15 protein-coding genes and 1 pseudogene are annotated in these 16674 nt (G+C 58.2%); 11 read left to right on the forward strand and 5 right to left on the reverse strand.

The genetic code is table 11. The features are described 5' to 3' along the window. Positions 1–197 precede the first annotated feature (197 nt). Positions 198–1307, reverse strand: coding sequence for an MFS transporter (locus HRH33_RS17800; RefSeq protein WP_034099071.1), 1110 nt, complete (start codon positions 1305–1307; stop codon positions 198–200). Between the two features lie 145 nt (positions 1308–1452). Further along, positions 1453–2376, reverse strand: coding sequence for a LysR family transcriptional regulator (locus HRH33_RS17805; protein ID WP_034099072.1), 924 nt, complete (start codon positions 2374–2376; stop codon positions 1453–1455). A gap of 586 nt (positions 2377–2962) precedes the next feature. Between HRH33_RS17805 and HRH33_RS17810 the strand changes: the two are divergent. Next, positions 2963–4257 (forward strand): annotated as a pseudogene (locus HRH33_RS17810) (MFS family transporter). Between the two features lie 62 nt (positions 4258–4319). Here HRH33_RS17810 and HRH33_RS17815 read toward each other — a convergent pair. The 3 genes from HRH33_RS17815 to HRH33_RS17825 form a co-directional block, all read right to left on the reverse strand. Further along, positions 4320–5774: an alanine/glycine:cation symporter family protein gene (locus HRH33_RS17815; protein WP_167418470.1), complete on the reverse strand. Its 1455-nt coding sequence runs from the start codon at positions 5772–5774 to the stop codon at positions 4320–4322. Positions 5775–5940: 166 nt separating this feature from the next. Next, positions 5941–6759 (reverse strand): alpha/beta fold hydrolase, encoded by an 819-nt coding sequence (locus tag HRH33_RS17820; protein ID WP_034099078.1) that lies wholly within the window; start codon positions 6757–6759, stop codon positions 5941–5943. A 159-nt stretch (positions 6760–6918) separates the two neighbouring features. Further along, entirely contained in the window at positions 6919–7812 is an 894-nt protein-coding gene (locus tag HRH33_RS17825; RefSeq protein WP_034099080.1) for a LysR family transcriptional regulator, read from the reverse strand. Between the two features lie 105 nt (positions 7813–7917). Between HRH33_RS17825 and HRH33_RS17830 the strand changes: the two genes are divergently transcribed. From HRH33_RS17830 to HRH33_RS17875, 10 genes are all read left to right on the forward strand, one after another. Then, positions 7918–8583, forward strand: a complete 666-nt coding sequence (locus HRH33_RS17830) for an RraA family protein (protein WP_034099082.1) — start codon at positions 7918–7920, stop codon at positions 8581–8583. Beyond that, complete coding sequence (locus tag HRH33_RS17835; protein WP_034099083.1) at positions 8583–9245, forward strand: RraA family protein; 663 nt, start codon at positions 8583–8585, stop codon at positions 9243–9245. The genes HRH33_RS17830 and HRH33_RS17835 overlap by 1 nt, the downstream gene beginning before the upstream one ends. Beyond that, positions 9245–9883, forward strand: coding sequence for an RraA family protein (locus tag HRH33_RS17840; protein ID WP_167418471.1), 639 nt, complete (start codon positions 9245–9247; stop codon positions 9881–9883). Before HRH33_RS17835 ends, HRH33_RS17840 begins: the two co-directional genes overlap by 1 nt. Further along, positions 9880–11094, forward strand: a complete 1215-nt coding sequence (locus tag HRH33_RS17845) for a pyridoxal phosphate-dependent aminotransferase (RefSeq protein ID WP_034114369.1) — start codon at positions 9880–9882, stop codon at positions 11092–11094. Before HRH33_RS17840 ends, HRH33_RS17845 begins: the two co-directional genes overlap by 4 nt. 173 nt (positions 11095–11267) lie before the next feature. Continuing rightward, positions 11268–11807 (forward strand): thiamine pyrophosphate-binding protein, encoded by a 540-nt coding sequence (locus tag HRH33_RS17850; protein ID WP_003442221.1) that lies wholly within the window; start codon positions 11268–11270, stop codon positions 11805–11807. Then, the gene (locus HRH33_RS17855) at positions 11795–12391 is read left to right on the forward strand and encodes a thiamine pyrophosphate-dependent enzyme (protein ID WP_167418472.1); all 597 of its coding nucleotides are present in this window, start codon (positions 11795–11797) and stop codon (positions 12389–12391) included. Before HRH33_RS17850 ends, HRH33_RS17855 begins: the two co-directional genes overlap by 13 nt. 66 nt (positions 12392–12457) lie before the next feature. Further along, positions 12458–13621, forward strand: a complete 1164-nt coding sequence (locus tag HRH33_RS17860; RefSeq protein ID WP_034099092.1) for an acyl-CoA dehydrogenase family protein — start codon at positions 12458–12460, stop codon at positions 13619–13621. 74 nt (positions 13622–13695) lie between these two features. Beyond that, positions 13696–14898, forward strand: a complete 1203-nt coding sequence (locus HRH33_RS17865; RefSeq protein WP_034099094.1) for a CaiB/BaiF CoA transferase family protein — start codon at positions 13696–13698, stop codon at positions 14896–14898. Positions 14899–14961: 63 nt separating this feature from the next. Further along, a complete protein-coding gene (locus HRH33_RS17870) occupies positions 14962–15711 on the forward strand; it encodes an electron transfer flavoprotein subunit beta/FixA family protein (protein WP_167418473.1) in 750 nt (249 codons plus the stop codon). Positions 15712–15727: 16 nt separating this feature from the next. Beyond that, positions 15728–16657 (forward strand): electron transfer flavoprotein subunit alpha/FixB family protein, encoded by a 930-nt coding sequence (locus HRH33_RS17875; protein ID WP_167418474.1) that lies wholly within the window; start codon positions 15728–15730, stop codon positions 16655–16657. The last annotated feature ends 17 nt before the right edge of the window (positions 16658–16674 follow it).

A 16674-nucleotide genomic window follows, 5' to 3' on the forward strand; every position in this document is an offset into this window, starting at 1 on the left:
CTAGTGTTTACTTGAGTTCCAGAGGTGTTCTGCTCTACGAGAGTCCAGGAACGTCCATCAAGAGCCGCCGTTTTTGTGGGGGGAAAAGTAGGGGTAACTCATTTTATGGCCAAAATCACCATCAAAGAACTTGAATCGCTGATCTCTGAAGATGCCAGCCGAATCCTTAGGGAAGATGACAATCAGCGCTGTTCTTTTCATACCAGTCGAATGAGCAGCAAGACCAAGAGCACGTTCAATACAGCCAGCACACTCAGTCCCGCAAGCACACCGCCAGCGCCCCAGGTCTGCAACAGGTAACCGCCTGCAAGGGGGGTCAAGGCTTGTCCTATGAGCGAAGGCCGAGCCATGCGTCCCATCAGCAAAACATAATGGGTGGGCGACATGAGGGCCAATGGCAGAAGTCCTCGAACGATCGCCCGCAAACCATTACCCGCGCCATAGATCACCAACCCCAGGGCAGTCATTGCCGGTGCGATGGTCACAAACAGCAGACCAATTGCCACGAATATCACGGAGATCAACGTCGTCCAGATTGGGTGTCGCTTACGCGAAAACACCTGTAGAACACGTGATCCTACCTGGCTCGGCCCCAGCAATGCGCTCAGTCCGACGGCGGCTGCAAGCGAGTAACCCTGCCCCTGCAACAATGAAATGAGCTGGACCGACATCGCCGTCATGATCACTGCACCCAAAGCAAAAATCAGCGTAAGCAACAAGTAGATCCGCCGGTCGATTGAGAAACTTTCGCCACCCACTGCCTGACTTTTTATGAGTGGTCCCGTGCCCCGTGCCAGCACCCAGAAATAAAGCGGCGCCACGACAATGACCAATAACACTCCATAAGCCACGCACGTCGTGCGCCAACCAACGTGTTCGATGACCAACGCAACCGCGGGCCATGACAGTGTTGTAGCAAACCCGGACACAAGCGTGATGCCCGTAATCGCACTGCCCGCTCGCTCCCCATAGAGAGAACCTAAAGCGGCGAATAGCGCTTCATACAACCCCAGCGCCATACCGACACCTATTACAGCCCAAGACAAAAAAAACATCGGCAACGAGGTCGAACTGGCCATCAGAAACAACCCGATGGCGACGCCCAGACCGCTACTGGCCAGAATAGGGCGACCGCCGTACTGGCCAATAAGCTGGCTGGTCAACGGCGCCAGCAACGCGGAAACCAGAATGCTCAGAGACAGTGCGCCATACACCCATTGGCTGGCCCAGCCGGTTTCTTTCATGATCGGATCGGCCATGACGGCCATCAGGAAGAACGAGCCTCCCCAGACCAGAACCTGCAGCATCCCCAAAATAAAAATGCCGAATACGCCAGGCAGTCGCGTTTGTTGATTCAAGACGATGTCATCAGTGGTGAGAAAGGCGGATAGCGTGACTAGCTGAGCAATTACGTTTAAACGAACGATTCACCTAGCCAACGAATCCATTGGCTCAAAGCATGTGCCCAGCCCAAATCTTACGATTGACCAGGTCGGCAGCAATTTCGATGAAGGCATCCCCGACGAATTTGGCAGCCGGACTGACACGCCTGTCGGCAGGAAAAACCTGAACAAGTTTGCGCATGGGAATGGGGTCAATCAAGGGAGCGGCACTGAGCACGCCAGCTTCGATTTGGGCGTAAATCGATGCCAAAGGCAAAGCGGTCAAACCGAACCCATTGCAGACCAAGGCAATCATCGCGCCAAAGGAATCCGCTTCGACACTGGTCTTGAGCTTGATCCCGACTTCACGCGCACAATCATCCAGAATCACGCGAAGGCTATGCCGAGCACTTGGCAACACCAATAGCTGCTCTGCCAAAGACTCGAACGACACCGGTGTATCAAGACGCAGGTTGGCGCTGGCGGGGCCGACCAGCAGCAGATTTTCCATCATCACCGGCACGATACGCAGCGTATGCAGGGGTTGGGGATCGTAAGAAATCGCCAGTTCCAATTCGCCACGCTGAACCCAATCCAGCAGATAGCCGCTGAAGGCCGAGGAAAACCTGACGGCAAGATTCGGATGCGCCTCTTTGATTTTGCGCACTAGAGGAACGGTGACGATTTCCGCTACCGTCGGCGTCGTACCGATGACGACCGTTCCCCGAAAAGAGGTCTTTCCGCCCACCACAGAACTTCGAATGGACTCCATTTCTTCCATGATTCGAGTGGCATGCGCCAAGACTTCACGGCCGGCATCGGTAATTTCCATGCCTCGTCCATGCCGATCAAAAAGGTAGGCCCCGAGTTCCTTTTCCAACAGACGAATTTGCCTACTCAGTGCCGGTTGTGCGATGTGAAGCCGGTCGGAGGCCTTGCTGAGACTGCCAAGCTCGGCCACATGAATTAGGGTCTTGAGTTGAACGACATCCATTACCTGGCCAGTCAAAGTCGGGCTCGGCGCGAAATGCGTCGAAAGTAGTATGAGTGTAAACGCATTAGCGTTCCTTGGAATGCCACAGGGCCCGCGCCGCATGGGGCCTTGCGACTTTCGAGCCGGCTGTATCCCCCAGCCCGCACGGGTTGCAAGGCAAGCTATAAAATTTCGGTATATCAGTTAGGCCTGGCTGACGGCTTATTACCCTCGTCACTCTGCGGTAGCGTGCAATCAACGTCGACGCCAAGAGCGCTCGACTGACTACAAGAATAAGATTCGAGGGCTTACGTCATGATTTACTGCATTTCTCGTTACCTGACCGACCCGCCTTACACAGTCAGCAAGCAGCTGACCTCTCATATACATCCCCCCTCTTCATGTGCCTTGGTCGTCAAAGGATCACTGCAACTGCGTTAAGCCCATCAACCCATCGAGCTTGCAACGTCGGACACGCATCAGCGTGCGCCTCGTATCGTCTCGCCTTGAAAAAAGGGTGAACAGAATGTCTGCATCAACCAGCGACTCAACACTCCACACTGAAAAGTCCGATCAGATAAAAAGTCCGAATCGCGTCAGAGCCATCATGGGTGCCTGCTCGGGCAATTTGGTGGAGTGGTACGACTTTTTCATTTACGCCTATACCGCCATCTATTTTGCGAGCTCGTTTTTCCCCAAAGGCGACACCACCAGTCAGTTGCTCGCAACCGCCGGCGTCTTCGCCGTCGGCTTTTTCATGCGGCCTCTCGGCGGCTGGATTTTCGGCTGGATTGCCGACACTCGCGGCCGCAAGGTCTCGATGATTATCTCGGTTTTTATGATGTGCGCCGGCTCCCTGCTGATTGCCGTCATGCCGACCTATGAAACCATTGGTGTGGCGGCGCCAGTTTTGCTTGTCGTCGCGAGGTTGATTCAAGGGCTGTCAGTCGGCGCGGAGTACGGCACCGGTGCCACCTACATCAGTGAGATCGCTACACCTGGGCGTCGCTGTTTCTATGGCTCGTTCCAGTACTTCACCATCATTGCCGGTCAGCTCATGGCATTGATGACTGTGGTCATTCTCCAGCAAACCCTCACCGGCGAAGAATTGCGCGAATGGGGCTGGAGGATTCCGTTCTTCATCGGTGCCCTGAGCTCAATCGTGGTGGTGTATCTGCGCCGCGCCATGCATGAACCGCCACCAAGAAAGACATGAGCCGCAAAGACGCCGGCTCGCTACGCGGCATGTTCAAGCACAAACGGGCGGTCGCGCTGGTGGTAGCGTTTACCATCGGTGGTTCTTTGTACTTCTACACCTTCACCACCTATATGCAGAAGTTCCTGGTGATCTCAGCCGGTTTCAGCCCGGAAACGGTTAGTTTCATCATGACCGCGGCCCTGGTCGGTTTCATGTTCTGCCAGCCACTGTTCGGCTTGCTGGCGGACCGTATCGGGATCAAGGCGCACATGCTGATGTTTTCCGGGTTGGCGATGCTGTTGGTGATTCCCCTGCTCTATTCACTGCAATCGGTCAGCAGCCCGTTTACGGCGTTCCTGCTGGTGTTTGGTGGCCTGGCCATTGCGTCGCTCTACACCCCGATTGCCGGGATCGTCAAAGCTGAACTGTTCCCACCTGCGGTACGCGCATTGGGCGTAGGCTTTCCGTATGCCATCGGCAATGCGGCATTCGGCGGCACCGCCGAATACGTCGCCTTGTCGCTCCGGTCCCAAGGCATTGAGGAATATTTCTTCTTCTATGTCGCGGCCGTCGTGACCATCACTTTCATCGCCGCGATGCTGATGCCGAATCTTTCGCGCTATGGATACATCAGCGGTTCCGGTGAGATCGAAGAGCGCACCGGTTTGAAGGGTTGCGCAAAGTCACACGCTGCGAGCGTTTGAAGCACTGACGATTACAGCAGGTATTTGAAAAGGGCCCATGAGATCCATGGGCCCTTTTTGCATCACTGGGTAGCAGATGCAGGTGCAACTTGAGTGACAGTTTCGGCGAGGACGTTGGCCGCGTGCTCCCGGTTCGGCCATGCATGCAAATCAAGATCAAGATCCTTGAACTGACTTGAATCGAAGACAGGCGTTTTGATGCCGGCTTTGCGTTGCTGGTCATAGTCGCGCAGCAAGCGCATGCCGACATTGAACAACAGCGCCAGGGCGATCAGATTCACGAAGGCCAGCAGCGTCATGGTGATATCGGCAAAAGCGAACACAGTGCCCAGATTTTGTACGGCCCCCCAAAGGATCAGCAGCAGCACCAAACCACGATAGACAATGACTGCAGCGCGCTTGTCGCCCAGCAGCAAGCGCAGGTTATTCTCGCCCAGGTAGTAGTTGTAGAGGATCGACGTGAAGACAAACAGCGCCAACGCCACGCTGATGAAGGTGCGTCCCCAATCTCCGACCACTGCCGCCAACGCGTTCTGAGTCAGCACCAGGCCATCGCCTTCAAAACTAGCCGTGTAAAAGCCTGACAGCAGAATCAGCAGCGCCGTACAGGTACAGATCACAAAGGTATCGAGAAAAACGCTGAAGGCCTGAACCACCCCTTGAGCCGCCGGGTGATCCACTTTCGCCACCGCGGCTACGTTGGGAGCACTCCCCAGTCCCGCCTCGTTGGCAAACACCCCACGTTTGACGCCCATGACAATGGCACTGCCGACCAGGCCGGCAAACGCCTGATCCAGGCCGAAAGCACTTTTGAAGATGGTCATCAGCATTCCGGGAACATGATCAAACTGGAGCACGATCACATAAACGGTCACGCCAATGTAAGCCAGCGTTTTGACCGGCACCAGCAGGTCCGAGACCGCGGCGATGCGCTTGATGCCGCCCATGAACACCAGGCCAAGCAATATGGCAATCGTAATTCCGGAGTAGGTCGTAGAGAAACCGAACGCATTATTCAGCGAGTGAGTCACGGCATGGGATTGCAGTCCGTTGAAGGCGAAACCAAAGGTCACCAATAGCAGTAACGCCATGACCTTGCCCAGCCAGGGTTGTTTCAGTCCGTACTGGATGTAATACGACGGCCCGCCGCGGAACTGTCCGTTAGCATCACACCGTTTGTACAACTGCCCCAGGCTGCACTCAAAGAAGCTGGTGGACATGCCCACCAGCGCGGTAACCCACATCCAGAACACCGCGCCCGGGCCGCCCAACGTTACCGCCAACCCGACACCGGCGATATTGCCCGCACCTACGCGCCCCGCCAGGCTAAGCATCAATGCCTGGAATGAGCTGATCTGCCCGGCACTCTTTTGCACGCTATCGCGGAAGGCGCCGAACATATGCAGAAAATGGCGGAACTGGACAAAGCGTGAACGCACCGTGAAGTAGCCGCCCAGGCCTACGATGAGCACGATCAGAAGCTTGCCGGAGAGAAAATCATTAATGACATCAAGCATGGGTCGAACCTCTTGTTTTTATAGGTACACGGATTTCAGGCACGCACGCGCCTGCACAAGTCGCCGCCCGAAGGCAGGAGAAGTGACTGAATCAGCTTTTGAATTTCAACTTCGTGGCCTGGCCAGGCTCCCGCGAATGATCAGGAAGCCCTCAGGACGACCGGGTTTACCCGGTAAGGCTGCTCACCTGGAAATCGGCGATCTGTTGCCACATCGCGATGGGGTTGGAATACATCGGGAAATGCCCGCAATCAGGAATGGGGGCCAGCCGGACACCTTCGGCCTGGATATGCGGCAGATAGGACAGTGACGCGTTCTGCTCGCCGTACATGAACATTCGTGGGCATTTCAAGCCGAGGAATTTGCTCATCAGATCGGCATTATCGGAAAGATCTACCATCGACTGGAATATCCCCCGCACCGCACCGGCACGCACCTTGTGCCGCAAGCTCGCGGAATAGAGTGCACTGGCATAGGCAGGGGCGTGTCGGGCACGTTCGATGAAGGCGGCGAAAAACACCTCGGGATCGTTGCTCGGATAGTCGATGATCTGCCGGCTGAGGAAGCAGTCTTCCGGGGCGATATTGCCCTCGATATCGACGAAACTGAGCACCCGGTCCGGGAACTGATGCGCCAGCATCAATGCGGTCAGACCGCCCATGGAATGGCCGACCAGATGGAAGCGTTCGATGCCGAAATGTGCCAGCACCTGCAGCGCTGTCTGCAGCACAAAGGGAATGGAAATCCTGGAAAGATCATCGCACTGGCTTTCACCACAACCCGGTGCGTCGTAAGCCACGAAAGGGTGACCGGCGAACGCGGGCTGCTGCACGATGTCGGCATAGTCCTCCTTGGTCGAACCAAAACCATGCAGGAACACGATCGGCGCAAGGACGCCGTCGCGATGGATGGCGGCCACGTTCAGTTGGACACCCTCCACCGTCAGAGGGAGTTGCACATGAGTGAACGTTTCTGGAGAAGACACGTTGTTGACTCCTTGAACGAAAAGGTAGCGCCGAACTTGGGTTGCCGGCAGCCAGACTCGCAATTTCAAGGGAATCGAGCCTTCTGTAAATTCCTAATACGGGAAGGCTCTCATACGCCAAACCTATCACTCCTGTTCACGCACAGGGCCTTGCTCGACTCACACACGGGACTGGAGTCGGGTGACCAGCTCCTGCACCAGCGGATTGGGCCGATCTGCATTCCAGGCCACCGCTGTGGTCACGACATTGAGCTTCTGGATCAGTGCTCGAAATACCACATTGTCCGGTGCCAGTTTTTTCAGCGACGCTGGTACCAGTGCGATACCCTGGCCGCAGCTGACAAAGGCAATTTGCGAGGCGACCGAGCGCACTTCATGCAGCACGCGCGGGGAAAAACCGCTGGCGCGGCAAGTCGCAATCAGATTGTCGAAGTAGACCGGACTAACCTTTCGGGAAAACATCACCAAGGGTTCAGTGGCCAGGCTGGCCAGGCTGATTCGCGTGCGCGCCGCCAAGGGGTGATCGCTGGGCAGGGCCACAACCAGGCGGTCCTGAGTCAGCGGCAGTGATTTGATCGAGGCCCCCAGATCACCGTCCAGCCGGGCGAAGGCCAGGTCGATGTCTCCGGCTTCCAGCGCCGGCACCGCTTCGACGCTGTCGATCTCCCGTACAGACACGGTGAGGTGCGGGTAATCGCTCTTCAGTTGCTCGATCAAACCCGGCAAGACATCAAACATGGCCGTAGAAATCGCGCCGATGGTCAATATCCCCGACTGCCCCGCCACCGCCTCCTCCACGGCGAGCTCCAGCCGTTCCAATTGGTCGGCGAACTTGCGCACGGCCGGCAGAATCGCCGCTCCCACCGGGGTCAGCTTCGCACCGCGTCGCGAGCGATCAAACAGCTTGACCTTGAGCGCCTGCTCCAACACTTGGATCTGCTCGCTCAGCGGTGGCTGGGACATGCCCAAACGCTTGGCCGCACGGCCGAAGTTCTGTTCTTCGGCCACCGCCAGGAACAACCAGAGATGACGAATCAGTCGAAAATTGATCATGATTAATCCATAGGTTTAACGTATCTAACGCATCTGTGATTAGTAATATACCTATCAAATTGTCTCGCTAACACTGGGCGCCTCCGTCACCACTGAGGCTTTCCCATGATCAATAAGAGTTTGCTGGATCGCTTGGCGGCGCTGGATACCAACACGGTTTCCGATGCGCTCGACTTCATCGGCCTGCCGGGTGCCACTGTTGGGCTGCGCCCACTGTGGAACTGCCCAAAGATTGTCGGCCGCGCCAGCACCGTGCTGCTGGCTCCTAAATCCGACAACGTCCCCACTGTGCACCTGATTACCCCCGTGGTGGAACAGATCGACAGCGATGATCGTGTGCTGGTGATTGCAGGTGGAATCGAAGGCATCTCCTGCTGGGGCGATATCCTCGCCAATGCAGCGGCCAGCAAGAAAGTGCGCGGCACGGTAATCGACGGTTTCAGCCGCGACATCGACGGCAGCGAGTCGATTGGCTACCCGGTTTATGGCCGCGGGGTGACCATGATCAGTGCCCGCAATCGGGTGGTGCAGATCGATGCCGCCGTAACCATCAACGTGGCCGGCGTCGACGTCAGCGAGAACGACTATGTCATCGCCGATACCTGCGGCACCGTATTCGTGCCCTCAGCCTATATCGAGAAAGTGCTCGACCTTGGCGAGCGTATCGCCCGCCGCCAGGACGGCATGGTCGAGGCTGTCCGCAGCGGTCGCTCGGTCGCCGAAGTGATGCATGACACCCAATTCGAAGCGATCCACACGGAGCACGCCTGATGAATATCGAAGACAAAGAACTGGTCGCCTTGTTTGAAGGCCTGGACACCCCGGGTGTTTCCGATGCGCTGGACAAACTCGGCCTGCCCGGCCAATGCCTCGGTGTGGCGCCACTGGACAACTACAGCAAGGTTATCGTCGGCCCGGCGTTTACCGTGCAGTACGTCTCGGCCAGCGTACCTCCGGGTACCGTTGGCGATTTCATCGAAGACGTCGCGCCCGGCGATGTGGTGGTCATCGACAACGGCGGCCGCACTGATTGCACCGTCTGGGGCGACATCATGACCCAGTACGCCGGTACTCGGCAGATCGCTGCCACAGTCATCGACGGTGTTTGCCGTGACGTGAACAAAGCACTGGGCGATGGCTACCCGATCTTCAGCAAGGGCCGCTTCATGCGCACCGGCAAAGACCGCGTACAGGTTCAGTCGGTCAACCAGCCGGTGTCCATCGGTGCCGCCCGGGTCTGTGCCCGCGACATCGTAGTCGCCGACGCCAACGGTGTGGTCGTCGTCCCCCGGGCTCGTGCAGCTGAAGTGGCAGCGTGTGCCCGTCAGATCGAATCGGTCGAAGCCGACATTCGCGCCCTGATCGCTCAGGGCAAAACCCTTAAAGAAGCCCGCGCCGCACTGGGCTACCACAGCCTGCAGAGGAAAGTTTGATGACCATACTCCCCCTCCCCCTGGATTCTTACGCACGGGCAAAAGTGCTGGGCAGTTCGACGCTGTATGAAGCGTCCCACCTGCCTTGCGCGGTCGACAGCGCGATCCGCCCGATCTGGGACGGTGCCTTTATCTCCGCTCCCGCTTACCCTCTGGAATGCTCGCCCGGCGACAACCTCGCCCTGCACCTGGCGATGGAACGTGTGCCCCGTGGCAGCGTGCTGGTCGTAGGCACGGGCAGCTTCATCGCCGGTTATTGGGGCGAAGTGCTGACCGTGGCGGCCGAAGCGGCTGGCGTGGTCGGGCTGGTGATCGATGGTGGCGTACGCGATATTGCGGCCCTGAAGAAACGCCAGTTCCCGGTGTTCGCCCGCGGCATCTCGCTGAAAGGCACAGTCAAAGCCAGTGCGCCTTCGGTGGGGCAGCCGTTCAATTTCAATGGTGCTTTCGTGACACAGGGCGACTGGGTGGTGGCCGACGATGATGGTGTGATCATCATTCCCAAGGCGGATGCCGCACGCACCTTGGCAGAAGGTGAAGCGCGGGCGGACAAGGAAGCGCAGATGATGCAGGCGTTGACCGAGGGCCGCTCGACCCTGGAACTGATGAACCTGACTGAGTGGAGAACTCGCGCATGAGCGCCGATATCCAACGTCTGAATCAGCGTCTTGCCAATGCGCAGCCGTCCGCGACTTACCGAATCATGGATCGGGTGGCAGAGCGCCGGGCGCAAGGCGCGAAAATTATTTCGCTGTGTGCCGGCGAGCCGGATTTCGATACGCCCAAGCATGTGCGTGAAGCGGCCATTCATGCCATTGAACACGGCCACACCCGCTACACCCAGGTCGCCGGTGTACGTTCACTGCGAGAAGCAGTGGCCGCCAAGTTCCGTCGTGAGAACGGTCTGGACGTAGCCTGGCAAGACACCCTTGTCTGCAACGGTGGCAAACAGGTGATCTACAACGCCTTGGCCGCGACCCTCAATGAGGGTGACGAAGTTATCGTGCCGGCGCCGTACTGGGTCAGTTACCCGGAGATGGTTCAATTGTGTGGCGGTGAAGCCCGAATCGTTACTTGCGACGCCGACACTGGCTTCAAGCTGACGCCCTCGGCGCTGGCCGCCGCGATCACACCGCAGACCCGCTGGTTGATCCTCAATTCGCCGTCCAACCCGACCGGCGCGGTGTATAGCCGGGAAGAACTGCACGCCTTGGCTGAGGTGTTGTTGGCTCACCCTCACGTGCTGATTCTGGCCGATGACATCTACGAGCATCTGATTTTTGATGATCAAGCGTTCTACACCCTGGCCCAGGTTGAACCACGACTGGCACCTCGCACCCTGACCATGAACGGTGTGTCCAAGGCCTATGCTATGACCGGCTGGCGAATCGGTTTCGCCACAGGGCCGCGCTGGTTGCTGGAAGCCATGGAAAAACTGCAAGGTCAGCAAACCTCTGGCGCCAGCTCTGTGTCGCAACAGGCTGCGCTCGCGGCACTGGAAGGTCCCAAGGATTTCATCCGTGAAAGCCGGGTGGCATTCCAGAGTCGTCGCGATTTGATGGTGGCGCTGCTGAACGACACCCCAGGCCTTGAATGCGTCAGTCCAGCCGGGGCGTTCTACGCGTTCGCGTCCTGTGCCGGATTGATCGGGCGTACCTCAGCGGGTGGCCGGGTACTGCACACCGACGAAGATGTCGCGCATGCACTGCTCGACGAAGCGGATGTGGCCGTAGTGCATGGTAGCGCTTTTGGTCTTGGCCCTTACATTCGCATCGCCTACGCCCTGGATGAGGCTTCATTGCGCCGGGCCTGCGAGGCGATCCGTACCTTCTGCACCTCACTACGTTAATCATTTCCCTTCCCATAATGCGTGGCTATCGCCGTTGCCCGGCAGGCCACGCATTCACCCCACCTGCTATACAAAATGGGCATATCTCAAAGACAAAAACGGTAGTCGCAGTCCGCTCCCAGCACTCCCAGAATGGGTGAAAACACAAAAGCAGCACTGCTTGGGAGATTGGCATGTCAACAGAAGCTGAACACACCGTGGGACAGGATTGGCAAGAGGACGTGTTCCGCGTGCTCAAGGCCCACGACGTCAAACACGTGGTCTTCGTACCGGATGCAGGTCACTCGGCGGCCATCCGCATGTCGTATGCCGACCCGGATATCAAGGCTGTCGTCCTCACCACCGAAGAAGAAGGCATCGGCTACCTCGCCGGCGCCTGGCTGGGCGGTGAGCGCGGTGCACTCTTGATGCAGTCCAGCGGCGTCGGTAACTGCATCAACACCCTGGCACTTCAAGTCTGTGCCGGCTTCCCGCTGTTGATGGTGGTCACCATGCGCGGCGACTGGGCCGAATTCAACGCGTGGCAGAACCCGATGGGCCAGGCCACAGAAGCCTCCCTGAATCTGATGAAAGTGATGACCTGGCGCGCGGACGTCCCGGAAGACGTTGCCCCGCTGCTGCACGGTGCCGCGACCATGGCCTTCAACGGTGATTCGTCCACTGCCCTGCTGCTCGGTCAGCGCCTGATTGGAGAAAAGAAATGGGTCAAGTAAGCGCAAACCACACTCTGTGCCGCCGCGAAGTGGTCAAGGCCTTGCTGGCCGACCGCAAAGACGTGCTGGTCGTGACGGGTCTCGGTTCGGCGTCCTACGACGTCATGGCTGCCGGTGACAATGATCTGAATTATTACCTGTGGGCTGCCATGGGCAGCGCGATCACTGTGGGTCTGGGCCTGGCAAATGCGCAGCCAGACAAATCGGTGGTGGTAGTCACCGGTGACGGCGAGTTGCTCATGGGCTTCGGTGCACTGGCCACGGTAGCACTGCAAACGCCCGCCAACCTGACCATCGCGGTGCTGGATAACGGTCACTTTGGTGAAACCGGCATGCAAGTCAGCCACGCCGGTTTTGGTATTTCCCTGGACCAGGTGGCGAAGACTTGCGGCTTCAGTTGGACCGATGAAATCCGCGACATGGAAGGCGTACATGACCTGCGCGAGCGCTTTGCGAGCCGCGACGGCGTCAAGCTCGCGACGATAAAGATCAAAGCGGAAAACCCGCCACGGGTGCTGCCACCGCGCGATGGTCATTACGTCAAGAATCGCTTCCGTGCCGCCTTGGGTTTCAACCCGATCTGATTGCTCTTTGCCCGGACCCGGTCACGCAGGGCAGATGCCGTGCGTGACACGTTGAGGAGAATAATAATGACTGACCGTAACTCTGAAGAGCTCAATGCCATCCGCGAGGGCGTACGTGCTCTGTGCGCTGAATTCGATGCGGCTTACTGGCGCAAAGTCGACGAAGAAAAAGGTTTTCCGGAAACCTTCGTCAAGGCCCTGACCGATGCCGGCTGGCTGGCGGCGATGATTCCTGTCGAGTACGGCGGATCCGGCCTCGGGCTGGCCGAGGCCTCGGTGATCCTTGAAGAAGTGAACCGTTGCGGCGGCAACTCCGGCACCGTCCACGGGCAGATGTACAACATGTTCACCCTGCTACGACACGGCAGCGAGGCGCAGAAAAGCTACTACCTGCCGAAACTGGCCAGCGGTGAATTGCGCCTGCAATCGATGGGCGTCACCGAACCCACTACCGGCACCGACACCACCAAGATCAAGACCACCGCGATCAAGCGCGGCGACAAGTATGTGATCAATGGGCAGAAGGTGTGGATCTCACGAATCCAGCATTCCGACTTGATGATCCTGCTAGCGCGCACCACACCCTTGGCCGAGGTGAAGAAGAAGTCCGAGGGCATGTCGATCTTCCTTGTCGATCTGCGTGAGGCCATCGGCAATGGCATGACAGTGCAACCCATCGCCAACATGGTCAACCACGAGACCAATGAGTTGTTCTTCGACAACCTGGAGATCCCCGCAGACAGTCTGATCGGCGAGGAAGGCAAAGGCTTCCGCTACATCCTCGACGGGTTGAATGCCGAGCGCACCCTCATCGCCGCCGAATGCATCGGTGACGGTCGCTGGTTTATCGAAAAGGCCAGTGCCTATGCTCGCGACCGCGTGGTGTTTGGGCGTCCTATCGGGCAGAACCAGGGCGTGCAATTCCCCATCGCCGAAGCGCACATCGAAATCGAAGCGGCCGACCTGATGCGCTGGCGCGCCTGCGAGGAATACGACAGCGGCCTCAACGCCGGGGCCAGCGCCAACATGGCCAAGTACCTGGCGGCGAAAGCCTCCTGGGAAGCGGCTAATGCCTGCTTGCAGACCCACGGAGGCTTCGGCTTTGCCTGCGAATACGACGTCGAGCGTAAATTCCGTGAAACCCGTCTGTATCAGGTGGCGCCCATCTCCACCAACCTGATCCTGTCGTACGTTGCCGAACACCTACTTGAACTGCCACGCTCCTTTTAAAGGATCAGCGTAAAGCCCAGTGCGTCGGCCCAAGCTGGCGCGGCTGGGGAGCCATGACAAGAGAGATAATAATCATGAGCCAACCCAAAGGCATCCGTCCGCTCGATGGCATTACCGTCGTCAGCCTTGAGCATGCGATTGCAGCGCCCTTCTGCACCCGACAATTGGCCGATCTTGGCGCGCGCGTGATCAAGGTCGAACGCCCAGGCACGGGTGACTTCGCCAGAGGGTACGACCAACGCGTCAACGGTCTCGCCTCGCACTTCGTCTGGACCAATCGTTCGAAAGAAAGCCTGACCCTCGATCTGAAACAAGATTCGGCCACCGAGGTGCTGGACAGCTTGCTGGCCACTGCCGATGTCCTGGTGCAGAACCTGGCGCCGGGTGCCGCAGCACGAATGGGACTTTCATTTGAGGCTTTGCATCAGCGGTTTCCGCGCCTGATCGTTTGTGACATTTCAGGCTACGGCGCAGGCGGCCCGTATGAAAAGAAAAAAGCCTATGACCTGTTGATCCAGAGCGAAGGCGGATTCCTATCGGTCACCGGCGGACCGGGTGAGGAAGAAATGGCCAAGGCCGGTTGCTCGATTGCTGACATCTCGGCCGGCATGTACGCCTACACCGGAATTCTATCTGCCTTGCTGTTGCGTGGACGCACTGGCGAAGGTAGCCACCTCGATGTGTCGATGCTGGAAAGCCTGGTCGAGTGGATGAACTACCCGATGTACTACGCCTACGACGGCGCTACACCTCCCCCTCGCGCCGGCGCCGCGCACGCCACGATCTACCCCTATGGCCCCTTCCCTATCGGTGACGGCACCACAGTCATGCTGGGGTTGCAGAACGAACGAGAGTGGCGGCTGTTTTGCGACAAGGTACTGCTTACTCCTGAACTGGCGAAAGACGAACGCTTCTCTGCCAACTTCAAGCGCGTCGAAAACCGTCAAGCGCTGCGGGCACTCATCGTTGAATCGTTCTCCACACTCAATTTCGATGCCGTGTTTGATCGGTTAGAGCATGCGCAAATTGCGAACGCCCGGGTCAACGACATGCAAGGTGTTTGGGACCATCCGCAACTTCAGGCACGTGACCGATGGCGGGAAGTCGAAACCTCCGCCGGCACCGTCCCGAGCTTGATACCTCCCGGCAGCAACAGCGCGTTCGAGCCACGTATGGATGCCGTACCGGGCCTCGGTCAGCACACCGAACAGGTGCTCAGGGAACTGGGTCTGGGTACAGACCGTATTGAACAAATGCGCGCAGCCGGGGCGATTTAGCCTTCATCTGAAAACAAAAAACCTGCCTGCAACAATCAAAGTTTTTCGAGAGAACACTGCCCAATGAAAATGCTGGTAGCTGTGAAACGAGTGGTCGACTACAACGTCAAGGTTCGCGTTAAGGCGGACAATTCCGGCGTCGACCTCGCCAACGTGAAAATGTCGATGAACCCGTTCTGCGAGATCGCCGTGGAAGAAGCCGTACGCCTGAAAGAAAAGGGTGTTGCGACCGAAATCGTTGTCGTCTCCATCGGCCCGTCCACCGCTCAAGAGCAACTGCGCACCGCGCTGGCTCAGGGTGCCGATCGCGCCATCCTCGTCGAATCCGCCGAAGATCTGACTTCCCTGGCCGTTGCCAAGCTGCTCAAGGTTGTTGTCGACAAGGAACAGCCACAGCTGGTGATCCTTGGCAAACAAGCCATCGACAGCGACAACAACCAGACTGGCCAGATGCTCGCTGCATTGAGCGGCTACGGTCAGGGCACGTTCGCTTCGAAAGTCGAAATCAGCGGCGACAGCGTGGCTGTTACCCGTGAAATCGACGGCGGCGCGCAGACAGTTTCCCTGAAACTGCCGGCCATCGTCACCACCGACCTGCGTTTGAACGAGCCGCGCTACGCGTCGCTGCCCAACATCATGAAAGCCAAGAAGAAGCCTCTCGACGTGCTGACTGCGGACGCTTTGGGCGTTTCCACCGCCTCCACCAACAAAACCCTGAAAGTCGAAGCGCCTGCTGCACGCAGCGCGGGTATCAAGGTCAAGTCGGTGGCTGAACTGGTCGAGAAACTGAAAAACGAAGCGAAGGTGCTTTGAGCTTAGGAGCCTAATCATGACTATCTTGGTAATCGCTGAACACGACAACAAAGTAGTGGCCCCGGCCACGCTGAACACCGTGGCTGCTGCCGTCAAAATCGGCGCTGACATCCACGTTCTAGTTGCAGGCCAGGGCGCTGGCGCCGTGGCTGAAGCCGCTGCGAAAGTGGCTGGCGTGGCTAAAGTGCTGGTTGCCGACAACGCTACCTACGCTCACCAGCTGCCGGAAAACGTTGCTCCTCTGGTCGCTGAACTGGGCAAGGGCTACAGCCACATCCTGGCTGCCGCTACTTCCACCGGCAAAAACATCCTGCCACGCGTTGCCGCGCAGCTGGACGTTGACCAGATCTCCGAGATCATCGCCGTGGTCAGCGCTGACACCTTCCAGCGTCCGATCTACGCCGGTAACGCCATCGCGACCGTACAGTCCAACGCTGCAGTGAAAGTGATCACCGTGCGTGCCACCGGTTTCGACCCGGTTGCCGCTGAAGGTGGTTCGGCTGCCGTTGAATCGGTGGCTGCTGCTCACGACGCCGGTACTTCCAGCTTCGTTGGTGAAGAACTGGCCAAGTCCGATCGTCCGGAACTGACCGCTGCCAAGATCGTCGTTTCCGGCGGCCGCGGCATGCAGAACGGCGATAACTTCAAGCACCTGTACGCCCTGGCCGACAAGCTGGGCGCTGCTGTTGGCGCTTCCCGCGCGGCAGTGGACGCAGGTTTCGTACCCAACGACATGCAGGTCGGTCAGACCGGCAAGATCGTTGCTCCACAGCTGTACATCGCCGTCGGTATTTCCGGCGCGATCCAGCACTTGGCCGGCATGAAAGACTCCAAAGTGATCGTTGCGATCAACAAGGACGAAGAAGCGCCGATCTTCCAGGTGGCCGATTACGGCCTGGTGGCGGATCTTTTTGAAGCGATTCCAGAAATGGCCATCCTGGCCTGATCACTGACCGACTGGAG

Origin of the sequence: Pseudomonas rhodesiae, from assembly GCF_013285305.1 — a bacterium.
Classification (GTDB): Bacteria; Pseudomonadota; Gammaproteobacteria; order Pseudomonadales; family Pseudomonadaceae; genus Aquipseudomonas; species Aquipseudomonas rhodesiae.